This is a genomic window from Amycolatopsis coloradensis, assembly GCF_001953865.1.
GTDB classification, from domain to species: domain Bacteria; phylum Actinomycetota; class Actinomycetes; order Mycobacteriales; family Pseudonocardiaceae; genus Amycolatopsis; species Amycolatopsis coloradensis.
This window is the reverse complement of sequence record NZ_MQUQ01000020.1, coordinates 75,226-87,571: the sequence shown is the minus strand read 5'-3', so window position 1 is coordinate 87,571 and position 12,346 is coordinate 75,226. Positions and strand designations below refer to the sequence as shown.

The window sequence follows — 12,346 nt, the reverse complement described above, 5'->3', positions numbered from 1 at the left end:
CCTCGCCGATCGGACGAACGAAGGGCTGCCTCACCGGGCCGACTGAATCGTTCAAGTCAGGCTTGGGCTTGCTCCGACTCCGAAGCAAGGGACCTTTGCTCTCGCGGTCAGTCGCTTCCGTTGGTGCGATGCCGGTCGCGGCCGTTGACCGGACGCTTCCCCGAGTCCGGGGAGCCGAGTTGTTTCACGAGCGCGGCGGCACTCGCGGTCCCCGCCTGGTGCTCGGCGAGCGCGCGGGCGAGCAGGTCGGCGAGACCGGCGTCCGGCGGCGGCTCGTCCTCCGCGATCGCGCGGGCGTAGCTCTCCGGGAACGGCGTGATGGGCCGCCAAGAGCCGGTGTCGGTCAACGGGTCCAGCGCCGGCGGCATCCGCAGGCGCGGCAGCCACGGCTCCGGGACCTCTTCCTTGGCGACCTTCCGCGGGCTTTCCTGGGTGCTTTCCGGGGGCTGGATCCCGAACGACGGTGCCGGGTCTTCCCGAGGCGGCGGTGCGAGCGGGACAGCGGGTTCGGCGTACTCCACCGGAGGCTGCTCCCGGCGGGCCGCACGTCCGGTATCGGCGGGTTCCTCGGCGACGGGCTCGGGGTGCACAGAATCCCCGGTGCTGTCCGCCCGGCGACGGCCACCGCCCTGTCCGCCGGTGCTCGAGATCCCGAGCCGGTCCAGCACCGATTTCGCCGCCACGGAACCGTGTTCCGCGTCGTGCCTGGTCGTGCGCGAAACGGGCGCGGCGGACCGGCGGACACGCTCCTCGGCCGCCCACTCGTCGCTCTCCCACAACGGGGCGGCGGTCCCCGGCGGACGCGGCGCTTCGGCCTCCGCCGCGATCCGCGGCCGGGGTTCGGCGGCGGGTTCGGGAGCCAGAAGCAGTTCCGGGACAACCGGTTCCGGAGCGGGCACGGGTGCGGGCTCCTCGTGACGCACGGGTACCTCGGGTCGACGCCGCCGCTCGGCCGGGATCGGTGTTTCGGGCCAGGAGACCGAGGGGCCGGGAGCGACGGGCTCGCGGCCAACGGTCTCACGAAGGGTCGTCTCGCGAGGAGCGGTCTCACGAAGGGTGGACTCGCGCGGAGCGGTCTCGCGAGCGGCGGGCACCTCCGGGCGGCTGCGTCGCCCGGGCTCCGGCTCGGGACGCGCTACCGGCGCAGGGCGCGGCGCAGGCTCCGGTTTCGGAGGCGGCGGCATCAGTTTCGGCGCGGCGGGCTCGATCTTGGGTTCGAACCTGATCGTCGGCTTGAGTTGCCGAGGTTTCTTCGGCACCCGGCGACGCCAATCGCTGTCGGACGCCGCGACTTCACGAGACGGCTCCGGCCGCGACGGCGGCTTGAGCACCGGAGCTTCCGTCTTTTCCACCGCGGGTGCCACGGAAGGTGCAGCCGGAAGCGGAGGCACGGCGGGGCGTGGAGGCTCGGCCGGGGTGGGCCGCACCGGCGCGGGCTCCGCCCGCCTGCTGTGCCGTACGGGCTGCGGCGGTTCACGGCGAACCGGAGACTCGGCGGCGGCCCGTTTCGGGGGCACCTCGTCGATCGGCGCCATCACCGCGGTCACTTCCGCCGGAGCCGGCGCGGGTGCCGCGGGAGCGGACGACCGCGCGGCGACGACCCGCAGGACGTCGTCGAGGTCGACCGCGGTGTTCTCGGCCGCGCCGAACTCCCCGAGGAGGACGTTGCAGGCCTGCCTGCGCGCGCGGGCGTGCAGGTGCTCGGCGGCACGGGACCGGTGCAGGCAGCCGATGGCCTCCTCTGCCCGGCCGAGCCGTTCCTCGATCTGCGCGAGTTCCAGCCACAGCCTTGCCGTGACGGCGTGCAGGTTGTGCCCCTCGGTCCCGGCGACCGCTTCGCGCACGAGCATGCCCGCGGCTTCCCCGGATCCCGCGGGCAGCAGGACGCGGCTGGCCACCGCCAGCCGCAGCCACGCGGCAGGCGAGATCCCGGCGGCCCGCACGGGCGCGTCGAGGATCGGCTGCGCGACCTCCATCGCCATCGCCGTGTCACCCCGGTCCAGCAACGTGCAGACGAGTTGCAGGATCAGCCGGATCCGGACGAGACCTCCGTCGTCGTCGGGGTTTCCGAGCTTTTCGAGCATGCCAAGCCCGGTCCGCGCGGCATCGGCCGCCGACGTCAGGTCGCCGTGGCGACGACGGTGCGCCGACACCCCGACCCGCAGCAACGCACGGATCAGCAGCTGTGAATCCGCCGTCATCGAGCCGTCGCCGAGCACGAGCTTGTCCGCCTCGGCGAGCACCCGGTCCAGCTCCGTCTTGCGACCGAACTGCGCCAGGCAGCCGACGAGGTGACACATCGCCTCGGCCCGGTGCGCCGGTGAGACCGACGGATCCGCCAGCAGCGGACGCAGTGCGGCCAGCCCGGTCAGCGGGATGCCGACACTGCGCGCGCAGACCGCGAGGTCGATCCTCAGCCGAGCCGCGATGTCGCCGTACCCCGCGTGCTCGGCGGCACGCAGGGCGGCGACCGCCCGGCCGACCGTCCTGGGACGGCCACCGAGCCGCACCCGGGCGGTCACGACGAGGCTCTCGGCGCGGATCCACTGCTCGTCGGCACCGGCCGCCTCGGCGAGCGCGGCCGCGCGCTCCCCGAGGACGAGAGCGAGTTCGGGCGCCCTCAGGTGCAGGGCGTCCGCTCGTTCGATCAGCCTGCCGACAGCGGACAGGGTTCCCCCGGTGGCAGCCGTCCGCCCACCCACCATGGTGGTGGGCGAGCCCGGCCGTTGGCGCTTGCTGGCTTCCACGGGGAACCCCCGGCCCTCAGTCGCGGGTCAGCTTGCGATGGGTGACGCGGTGCGGACGAGCCGCCTCGGCACCGAGACGCTCGACCTTGTTCTTCTCGTAGCCCTCGAAGTTACCTTCGAACCAGAACCATTGCGAGGGGTTCTCGTCGGTGCCTTCCCAGGCGAGGATGTGCGTCGCGACCCGGTCGAGGAACCACCGGTCGTGCGAGATCACCACGGCGCAGCCGGGGAACTGCTCGAGGGCGTTCTCCAGCGAGCCAAGGGTCTCGACGTCCAGGTCGTTCGTCGGCTCGTCGAGCAGGATCAGGTTCCCGCCCTGTTTGAGGGTCAGCGCCAGGTTCAGCCGGTTGCGCTCGCCACCGGAGAGCACGCCCGCCGGCTTCTGCTGGTCCGGTCCCTTGAAACCGAACGCGCTGACGTAGGCACGCGAGGGCATTTCGGTCTGCCCGACGTGGATGTAGTCCAGCTTGTCCGAAACCACCTCCCATACCGTCTTCTTCGGGTCGATCCCGCCACGATTCTGGTCCACATAGGACAGTTTGACCGTCTCGCCGATCTTGACCTGGCCGCCGTCCGGCTCTTCGAGCCCGACGATCGTCTTGAACAGGGTCGTCTTGCCGACGCCGTTCGGCCCGATCACGCCGACGATGCCGTTGCGCGGCAGGTCGAACGACAGTCCGTCGATCAGCACACGGTCGTCGAAGCCCTTGCGCAGCTTCTCGACCTCGACGACCACGCTGCCCAGCCGGGGCCCCGGCGGGATCTGGATCTCTTCGAAGTCGAGCTTGCGGTGCTTGTCCGCCTCCGCGGCCATCTCCTCGTAGCGGTCGAGCCGGGACCGGGACTTGGTCTGACGCGCCTTGGCGTTGGACCGGACCCATTCGAGCTCGGACTTCAGCCGCTTCGCGAGCTTGGCGTCCTTCTTGCCCTGGACCTCGAGGCGCTCGCGCTTCTTCTCCAGGTACGTGGAGTAGTTGCCCTCGTAGCCGACGACGCGGCCACGGTCGAGCTCCATGATCCACTCGGCGACGTTGTCCAGGAAGTACCGGTCGTGGGTGACGGCGAGGACGGCGCCGGCGTAGTTCGCGAGGAACTGTTCCAGCCACAGCACGCTTTCGGCGTCCAGATGGTTGGTGGGCTCGTCGAGGAGCAGCAGGTCGGGCGCGGACAGGAGCAGCTTGCACAGCGCGACCCGGCGGCGCTCACCACCGGAGAGGTGCGTGACCGGCTCTTCCGGCGGCGGGCAGCGCAGGGCGTCCATCGCCTGCTCCACCGCGGAGTCGATCTCCCACGCGTCGGCGTGGTCGAGGTCCTCCTGGAGCTTGCCCATCTCCTCCATCAGCTCGTCGCTGTAGTCGGTCGCCATCAGCTCGGCGACCTCGTTGAAGCGGTTGAGCTTGACCTTGATGTCACCAAGGCCCTCTTCGACGTTCTCGCGGACGGTCTTTTCCTCGTTGAGCTCCGGCTCCTGCATGAGGATGCCGACGCTGGCGCCAGGCTGGAGGAAGGCTTCGCCGTTGCTGGCCTGCTCGATCCCCGCCATGATCTTCAGAACGGTGGACTTACCCGCGCCGTTCGGCCCCACCACGCCGATCTTGGCGCCGGGGTAGAACGCGGTGCTGACGTCGTCGAGGATGACCTTGTCCCCGACGGTCTTGCGCACCTTCTTCATGGTGTAGATGAACTCGGCCATACAAGCGATCGTAGAGCGAGCCGATCGCGGCCTTGACGGCGGTCACCATCGAACTACCGACAGTCAGCCTGATATCACTGAGGAGCATCGGAATCCTCAGGCCACGGGCGCCTCCTCCAGTGCGGTGACCATGGGATTCCCGGCGGGCGGCGGCGGTAGCGGGATCGCCCTTGGCCGGTCACGCCCGATCCGCCGGATCTCGGCCGAGCAGCGCGCCAGGTTGGGGCCGATGGAGAAGGCCTCAAGCTCAGGTAGACCGAGAGGTGCCGGGATCTCCTCCGCGGTCTCGGCACCGCGCAGCCTCCCGGCCACGATCACCGGATCGCCTTTGCTCAGGCAGGAAAAGGCCGCCATCGCGAGCTTCCGCCAGCAGGTGACCTTGACCGCGAGCTGCCGTCCCTCGCCCCACTCCCCTCGTTCCTTGTCGTACCGTCGTTCGACACTCCGCAGACCGAACGACACGACGTCGTGCCCGTGAATCCGTTCCGGATGGTGGACCGGTTCGCTGGTCAGGTTGCCGATCATGGTCACCCATGTTTCGCCCATCGCCATCACACTCGCCTTTCTCTTCGGTGTTTCCCTTGCTCACAGACTGCCCTGGATCAAGGGGCGAAAAGGGACGAGAACCGGATCTGTGGACAACTCCGGGCTATGTGGGCTTCCTGTGGACAACTCGGGTGAAAGCCGGGGAGCGAGCGGGAACCGGTGGTATTGGGACCAGTCGCGCCTGCAGTACATGAAGGCCCCTTCCTGTACTGCGGGCTGCTGGCGCTCGGCCGACGGTCGGGGGCGCGGCTCACGGTGGCTGCCCCCAATGCCGCATTGGGGGCAGCCGGTCTCACGGGGTGCCGTCCCGCCCCTGACCCTGATCAGCGAGGTTCTTCAGCATCGCGTTGTAGGCGTTCAGATCCGCGTCGCCCGAGGCGTCCTCGCGGCGATCCCGGCGCCGGGCCTCCCGCTCGTCCTGACGTGCCCACTGCACCAGCAGCGCGACGAGCACCAGTAGGACCGGCAGCTCACCGGACGCCCACGCGATCCCGCCCCCGAGTCGCTGGTCGGTCAGCAGATCGGTGACCCACGGCAGCTTCAGCGACCGGTAGAAGTCCTGGCCGAGCACGGTCTGCATGCTCATCAGCGTGATCCCGAAGAACGCGTGGAACGGCATGGCGGCGAACATCATCCCCAGCCGTCCCAGCGGCGGGAGCCGTCGCGGCGCGGGATCGACCCCGATCAGCGGCCAGTAGAAGACGTATCCGGCGAGCAGGAAATGCGCGTTCATCGCGAGATGCGCCCAGTGGTAGTTCAGCGCGGAGTCGAACAGGCCCGAGAAGTACAGGCCGTAGAAGGAACCGACGAACAGCAGCAGCGCGACGATCGGATGCGTCAAGAACCGCGAAAGCGGCGAGTGCACGAAGGCGAGCAGCCATTCACGCGGTCCGGGCGGGGCGTCCTTGCCCGCCGCGGGCAGTGCGCGCAGCGCGAGCGTCACCGGTCCGCCGAGCACGAACAGCACCGGCGCCACCATGGACAGCAGCATGTGGTTGCCCATGTGCACGCTGAACATCGCGGGCGCGTATCGCCCGATGCCGGACGACGTCGCGATCAGCAGCACGAAACAGCCCGCGAGCCACGAGACGGTCCGGCCGGTGGCCCAAGTGTCGCCGCGGCTCCGCAGCCGCCGGACGCCGGCGAGGTACAGCCCGGCGAGAACGATCGCGAGGGTGCCGTAGACGAGGTCGAACCGCCAGTCCGTGAGCAGCCTGAAGACGGTCGGCGGGCCGGAGAGGTCGTAGCCGATCAACAGTTCCGTCGTCGACGGCTGGGTGAACGATTCCTGCGGCGGCGGGGTTTTCGCGAGCCCGGTGGCGATGCCGATCGTGATGAACATGATCAGCACCTCGACCGCGGCGAGCCGCAGCAGTTGCCCGCCGCCCGCGCCGTTCACCAGCCTGGCGACGCCCTTCTGCCGTTGCTGATGCCCGAAGACGCCGAGCAGCAGCAACGCCACGATCTTCGCGATCACGAGGAGGCCGTAGTCGGTGGTGAACAGGTCGTCGATCCTGATCCGCACCAGCGCGTTGACGAGGCCGGAGACGGCCATCACGATCCAGCAGACCAGCGCCAGCTTGGAGAACCGGGTCGCGGCGAGCTTGAGGTTCTCGCCGCGGCGCCAGCCGAGCGCGAGCAGCGCCACCAGGCCGCCGACCCACAACGCGGCGGCGACCAGGTGGTACAGCAGGCTGTTGGTCGCCAGGTCGTGCGAGCCGCCGCTCGCGGAATGCCCGGTGACCGCGACCGGGACCAGGCCGCCGACGGACAGGAAGAACACCACCGTCGTCCAGCCCCAGGTCAGCGCGAGACGGCAGCCGAGCGCCACCAGCAGCGCGATCAACGCGGTGAACAGCCAGGCTTTGGGCTGCTCGATGGCGTCCACGAGGTCGACCAGCACCTGCGGCGAGAGCACCTCGGTGAACGGGCGCCCCGCGCCGTCGGCCGCGGAGAAGAAGACCGACGCGGCGGCGGCGGAGAACCAGACCCAGGCGGCGACGCCCGCGACGCGGATGGCCGAGTAGCCGTCCGCCGCGAGCGTGCCGGACTTCTGCGGCGGGACGAGGAACGCGGCGAGCAGCAGCGAACCCACGCACAGCACCGAAGCCGCCTCGGCCACCACCCGGACGACGGTGATGCCGTAACGCGTCACCAGCCCCGGATCCGGCAGGCCCGCGATGACGTAACCGGCGCCACCGGTCAACGCGACCAGCCCGACGGCCACCACCGCGGCCAGGAGCGCCCCGATCGACACCAGCGGCAGGACACCGGCCTTCCGCGCGGGTGGGGCCGGTTTCGTCTCGGGGTCTGAAGGCACGTCACGAGGGTAAGCCGGACGCGAAAGGGGCAAGATGGCGGCGTGCGGATCATCCTGCTGAGGCACGCCGAGTCGCTCGGCAACGTCGACGAACTCGCTTATACGCGGATTCCCGACCATTCCCTCCCGCTGACCGAGGCCGGCCGCGAGCAGGCCCGGCAGGTGGGCCCGGAACTCAGGGAACTCCTCGACGGCGAACGGCCGGCGGTCTACGTCAGCCCGTATCTGCGGACGCGGGAAACGTTGCGGTTACTGGACATCCGCGAAGTATGCGAGCGGATCGTGCCGGAGCCGAGGCTGCGGGAACAGGACTGGGGCAACCTCCAGGACCCGCTGGAGCAGGAGGTCCAGAAGCAACGCCGTCACGAGTTCGGGCACTTCTTCTACCGGCTCCCGTTCGGCGAGTCCGGCGCGGACGTGGACGACCGGGTCGCGGCCTTCCTCAGCGAACTGGCGGCCTGCGGCGAAGATCACCCCAAGACCGTGCTGGTCGTCTCGCACGGCCTGACGATCCGGTTGCTGTGCCGCCGTCTCTTCGGCTGGAGCATCGAGCTGTTCGAGTCCCTGTCCAACCCGTCGACCTGCGAATACCGTGTCGCCGAGCGCAAGAACGACGAGTGGACGCTGGACCGTCCGTTCCGCCAATGGCGGGACTCACCCGACGGGGACACGCAGGACTGACGGAGCAGCGGCGCGCAGCGCCCCCTTTGAGGGTGGCGGCGGGGGCATGGATGGAGGAGCTAAGAGCACCACCCTCGTCCCCAGTCCGGGGCTGGACTCGATCCGCGCGAAACCGCCAATTTCCGCCATCCGCGCGATGATCGAATTCTCCAGGCCGAACCCGCGGCGCCGATCGCCGACGTCGAAACCGGCGCCGTGATCGCGCACCGTCAGGGAAACCCCGCCGCCGATCCCCTCGACGCTGACGACGGCCCGTCTGGTCCCGGAGTGCTTCAGCGTGTTGCGCAAGGCCTCCCTCGCCGCGTCGTGCAGTGCCATGGCGGATTCCTCCGCGAGATCCGGACCACAGTCGTCCTGGATGACGACCTCGGCCCGCAGGCCCTCGACGGCCATTTCGGCGGCGAGCAGCCGTAGCCGCTGGTGCAATCCGACCGGTTCCGCCGGTTCGTGCTCGATGCTGATCCGGAGGCGCATCGCCTGGGCGCGGGCGGTGCGGCGGACCCGGTCGAGGCTGGCCGCCGGGTCGAGTTCGTCGGCGGGCGCGGGAAGCGCGAACGACTCCATCACCTGGAGGACGGTGTCGTGGACGTCGCGGCGGTGCCGTTCGCGTTCCGCCGCCCTGCCCTGCTGCTCCCCGAATCCGAGCGCGAACCGCATCGACGCGCCGACCAGGCCGACGACCGCGAGGGACGCCACCAGCGCGGTCGCGAGAGTGAGGAAGAGGGCGAGCGAGGAGGCCGGGTCCAGCACGGCGTGCAGCACCACCCCGCCGCCGATGACCAGCGACCCCGCCAGCGCGCCGCGCAGCAGGGTCCAGATCATCACCGTGCCCATCAGATGGGTCCAGGTGATCGACTTGATCGCGATGTCCTGTGTGATCAGCGCGGCGCCCGAGGTCAGGAGCACGGCGGCCCCGGCGTCGGCCACCGGCACCAGCCGCGCGCCGGCGGGGTCACGAGCGGACCAGCGGAAGATCCAGGCGGCTTCGGCGACGTTCGGCACCAGGTACAGCACCGCGAACGTCCACAGCGCCGCCGAACCGCCGGAGCCGGCCACCCACAGCGCCTGCGCCAGCATCACCAGCCGGAACACCACCGGGACCAGCACGAGCCGGGGCAACGTGGTCTGCACCAGCCGCGCCGGGATCCCTACGCCGCCACCGAGCATCAGCACCCTCACGCCGCTCCTCCCCGGATCAGCCACCCTGAAACAGCGAACGACTCGCATTCATTTCAGTTTACGAGCAATCAGCTTGCCCGGGTCGCGGCGAGGATGTCAACGGGCGACGGGTTCGGACATCTCCTCCCGTTTCGCCGCCCGCGCCGCGGCCAGCGCGGACGGCACGATCAGCGCGGCGGTCAAGCCGACGAACAGGAACGACACCGAAAGCGACGTCACCTGCGCGATTCCGCCGATCAGCGGCGGCCCGGCGAGGAAGCCGGTGTAGGCGATCGCGGTGACGAAGGCCAGTTCCCGCTCGCCTCCGGTGCCGTCGGCGCGTTTGCCGGACGCCCCCGCGAGGCTCAGCGCGATCGGGAAGGCCGCGGCCAGTCCGGCACCCGCCAGCGCGAAACCGACGAAGCCGAACACAGGCAGACGGGCCAGCGCGGCGAGCACGAGTCCGGCCGCGGCGACACCGGCGCCCACCGCCAGCGCGCGGGTCGCGCCGAAGCGGTTCTGAAGCCAGGCGCCCGCGAGCCTGGCGAGCGCCATGGCCAGGGCGAACCCGGAGTAGGCGAAGGCGGCGGCGCCGTCGCCAACCCCGTGCACGGACGTCATCAGCAGAGCGGACCAGTCCGAACTCGCGCCTTCCGCGATCGCCGAGAACAGCGCGATGGCGGCGAGCAACCAGAGGACGGGACGTTTGATCGGCGGCACCCGTGGCTTCTCGACGGGTCCGGTGTGCGCGGGCCGTGCGCCGGGCACGGCCACGACGACGAAGGCGAGCACGACCAGCGCTGCCAACGCGGCGACGGTGAGATGGCGGCCCGGCGACCACTGATGCGAAGCCGCGAAACCGGCGGCGACGGAGCCGACCAATGCGCCGAAGCTGAACCCGGCGTGCAGGATCGGCATGATCGCTCGTCCGGAACTGCGCTCCACCTCGACGCCCGCGACATTCATGGCGACGTCCAGCGCGCCGACGCTCGCACCGAGGACGAACAAGGCCCCGGCGAGCAGGACGACCGACGTCGAGAAGCCGATCATCGGCAGCGCCGCGCAAGCGATGACCGTGCTGCCCGCGACCACCGCGCGGGCACCGTGCCGCTCGATCAGCCGCCCCGAAACCGAGGCCGCGATCAGCATGCCGACGCTGGCACCCAGCAGGGCCAGCCCGAAAACACCCGGTGAGGCGTTCACCCTTTCCGACAACGCCGGAGTCCGCGGCGCCCAGGAGCCGAGCGCGGCCCCGTTGAGCGCGAACACGACGAAAACGGCCGTACGGTCACGCATAAACCCCAGTCCCCTTCCGATTCCTGTTCCTTCAGAATGACTTAAGCGCTTCAGAAAGTCCACCTGCCGAGGTCAGGGCTAGACTGCCGCCGTGACCAGCACCCGACGGCGAAGGCCGACGTTGGACGATGTCGCCGACGCCGTCGGGGTGTCACGGGCGACCGTCTCCAATGCCTACAACCGGCCCGATCAGCTGTCCGCCCAGCTGCGCGAAGAGGTGCTGCGCGCGGCCAAGAAGATCGGGTACACCGGGCCGAACCCGACGGCGCGCAGCCTGGCCACCAGCCGCACCGGCGCGATCGCCGTCCTGCTCGACACGAATCTCTCGACGGCCTTCTCCGATCCCGCGCTCTCTCTCACCCTCGACGCGCTCTCGACCGTCGTCGACCCCGAGGGGCACGCCCTCCTGCTCCTCCCCGGCGACGGCGAGAGCGGCGGCCCGCGCGCGGAGCGGATCCTGACCGCGCAAGCCGACATCGCGGTGGCGTATTCGCTGGCCGACGGCGCGCCGGCGCTGAACGCGGTCCGCGATCGGGGGATGCCGCTGGTGGTGATCGATCAGCCGCACGTCCGCGGTTCGGCCAGGGTCGGGGTGGCGGACCGGGCGGGGGCGGCCGCGGCGGCCCGGCATCTGCTCGACCTCGGGCACCGGCGGATCGGGATCTTCTCGGCGCAGTGCCTCTCGGCGCCGCGTGGCGGCGAACTGAGCGCGGCGGAGGCCGGGAACAGCCGGTTCCACGACAACCGCGAGCGCATGGCCGGCTACCTGGAGACGCTGGCCGAAGCGGGCGTCCCGGTGGCGGACGTGCCGATCTGGGAGGCGTCCGGACTCTCGGTCGACAGTGCCCTCCCGAGCGCTTTCGGGCTGCTCGACCGGCATCCGCGGCCGACCGCGTTGTTGTGCATGTCGGATCTGCTGGCACTGGCGGCGATCTCCGCGGCGAGACAGCTCGGGCTGTCCGTTCCCGGCGATCTTTCCGTCGTGGGCTTCGACGACGTCCCGCCCGCACGGTGGTCCGAACCACCGCTGACGACGGTCCGGCAGGACCTCGCCGCCAAGGGGCGCACGGCCGGTGATCTGGCGCTGACCCTGCTGCGCGGGGAAAAGACGCCCGCGCCCACCGAGATCCCCACCGAACTGGTCGTCCGCGAGTCCACCGCGCCCGCTTAGCAGTCGATTTCGACGGACGCAATGCGGTTCCGGTGATCTGTGGACAACTCACCCCGATCGAGCGGCGCACCACTACTTATCCACAGCAGTAGAAATACGGGCTGACAAAGCCTTCCCGGCGGGTCATCGTGGAATCACACATTCACCGACGGCGATCGAGCCGCCGATCCACGGGGGAGAACCCAGCCATGCAACGACGTTTGACGAACCTGCGCGCACGCCTCCCGCAGGCACTCCTGCTGGCCATGCTCGGCCTGCTGACCAGCACCGGAATCGCGAGCGCCACCACCGCGCCGCCCGCACCCGACTGTCAGAAGGGCGAGTTCTGCGTCTGGGGCGAAGAATCGTACGGCGGCGCGGTGCGCAAATTCGACCTGCGCACCTCCAATCCCGAGGAATGCATTCCGCTACCAGAAGGGTTCAACGGCCATTCGTTCGTGAACCGGTTAAGCAGGGACGTCACGATTTACCAGAGCGAGGAATGCACGACGGAGGGAGATTTCATCACCTATCCGGGTGGCGGCACCTACGTACCCCAGGGACCGTTCGTGATCCGCGCCCTCAAGATCTGGGACTGACCACCCCGGCGGTTCGTGCCGGTCGCTCGCGGACGAGTCGACTCGCGACCTGCACGAACCCAGGGGCCGCTCCCCCGAAGCGGCCCTGACCCGTGGGCGCGTCACCCCGCGTCGTGACGCGCTCACGGGCGTTCCGAAAAACGGTGGGCTCGACCT

General features: G+C 70.1%; 9 protein-coding genes. 3 read left to right on the top strand and 6 right to left on the bottom strand.

What is annotated here, in order from left to right:
- Window positions 1–107 precede the first annotated feature (107 nt).
- The 4 genes from BS329_RS32990 to BS329_RS32975 all read right to left on the bottom strand — a co-directional run bounded on the left by BS329_RS32990 (window position 108) and on the right by BS329_RS32975 (window position 7,306).
- The gene (locus BS329_RS32990) at window positions 108–2,747 is read right to left on the bottom strand and encodes a tetratricopeptide repeat protein (protein ID WP_076165983.1); all 2,640 of its coding nucleotides are present in this window, start codon (window positions 2,745–2,747) and stop codon (window positions 108–110) included.
- Between the two features lie 16 nt (window positions 2,748–2,763).
- Complete coding sequence (gene ettA / locus BS329_RS32985) at window positions 2,764–4,440, bottom strand: energy-dependent translational throttle protein EttA (RefSeq protein WP_076165980.1); 1,677 nt, start codon at window positions 4,438–4,440, stop codon at window positions 2,764–2,766.
- A gap of 96 nt (window positions 4,441–4,536) precedes the next feature.
- Window positions 4,537–4,986 carry a single-stranded DNA-binding protein gene (locus BS329_RS32980; RefSeq protein WP_244197391.1) on the bottom strand — a complete coding sequence of 150 codons (450 nt, stop codon included), beginning with the start codon at window positions 4,984–4,986 and terminating at the stop codon, window positions 4,537–4,539.
- A 292-nt stretch (window positions 4,987–5,278) separates the two neighbouring features.
- Entirely contained in the window at window positions 5,279–7,306 is a 2,028-nt protein-coding gene (locus BS329_RS32975) for a bifunctional copper resistance protein CopD/cytochrome c oxidase assembly protein (RefSeq protein ID WP_076165975.1), read from the bottom strand.
- A 42-nt stretch (window positions 7,307–7,348) separates the two neighbouring features.
- On the opposite strand from BS329_RS32975, the gene BS329_RS32970 reads away from it, so the two are divergent.
- The gene (locus tag BS329_RS32970) at window positions 7,349–7,987 is read left to right on the top strand and encodes a histidine phosphatase family protein (protein WP_076165972.1); all 639 of its coding nucleotides are present in this window, start codon (window positions 7,349–7,351) and stop codon (window positions 7,985–7,987) included.
- Here the strand turns inward: BS329_RS32970 and BS329_RS32965 are convergent.
- Window positions 7,961–9,160 carry a sensor histidine kinase gene (locus BS329_RS32965; RefSeq protein WP_244197407.1) on the bottom strand — a complete coding sequence of 400 codons (1,200 nt, stop codon included), beginning with the start codon at window positions 9,158–9,160 and terminating at the stop codon, window positions 7,961–7,963. The genes BS329_RS32970 and BS329_RS32965 overlap by 27 nt on opposite strands.
- Window positions 9,161–9,262: 102 nt before the next feature.
- Complete coding sequence (locus tag BS329_RS32960; protein ID WP_076165969.1) at window positions 9,263–10,441, bottom strand: MFS transporter; 1,179 nt, start codon at window positions 10,439–10,441, stop codon at window positions 9,263–9,265.
- Between the two features lie 121 nt (window positions 10,442–10,562).
- On the opposite strand from BS329_RS32960, the gene BS329_RS32955 reads away from it, so the two are divergent.
- Window positions 10,563–11,612 carry a LacI family DNA-binding transcriptional regulator gene (locus tag BS329_RS32955; RefSeq protein WP_076165966.1) on the top strand — a complete coding sequence of 350 codons (1,050 nt, stop codon included), beginning with the start codon at window positions 10,563–10,565 and terminating at the stop codon, window positions 11,610–11,612.
- 188 nt (window positions 11,613–11,800) lie between these two features.
- Window positions 11,801–12,190 (top strand): peptidase inhibitor family I36 protein, encoded by a 390-nt coding sequence (locus BS329_RS32950; RefSeq protein ID WP_076165964.1) that lies wholly within the window; start codon window positions 11,801–11,803, stop codon window positions 12,188–12,190.
- The last annotated feature ends 156 nt before the right edge of the window (window positions 12,191–12,346 follow it).